Source organism: Pararhodobacter sp. CCB-MM2 (assembly GCF_001691415.1).
GTDB lineage: Bacteria > Pseudomonadota > Alphaproteobacteria > Rhodobacterales > Rhodobacteraceae > Pararhodobacter.
In genome coordinates, this window is the sequence record NZ_LRRR01000081.1 from 1 (window position 1) to 525 (window position 525).

The 525-nt window shown below is 67.2% G+C and carries 1 protein-coding gene; it reads left to right on the plus strand.

Annotation, left to right across the window (positions count from 1 at the left end):
• Positions 1–525: cytochrome ubiquinol oxidase subunit I (locus BCY78_RS24285; protein ID WP_199523201.1), on the plus strand; the 525-nt coding region annotated here is incomplete at both ends.

Below are 525 nucleotides of genomic sequence, written 5' to 3' on the forward strand. Positions count from 1 at the left end.
CGGCGTGGTACCTGCTGAAGGGCCGGCATGTGGAACTGGCGCGGCGCTCCATCGCCATTGCCTCGGCCTTCGGTCTGGCCTCGGCCCTGTCGGTCGTCGTGCTGGGCGACGAGAGCGGCTATTCGGCGAGCCACACCCAGCGCATGAAGCTGGCAGCGATCGAGGCGATGTGGGAAACGCACCCCGCCCCCGCCCCCTTCACGCTGGTCGGCATCCCCGACCGTGACGCGCAGGAGACCCATTACGCCATCGAAGTGCCTTGGGTCATGGGCCTGATCGGCACCCGCTCGCTGACGACGGAGTTGCAGGGCATTGACCAGCTGGTGGCCGAGGCCGAGGTGATGATCCGCTCGGGCATCCTCGCCTATGACGCGCTGCAAACCATGCAGGAGATGCGTGCCGACACGCCCGAAGCGGTTCGGCTGTCCTTCGAGCAGCACCAGATGGACCTCGGCTACGCGCTGCTGCTGATGCAATATGTCGACGACCCGCGCGACGCGACCGAGGAACAGATCGCCGCCGCTG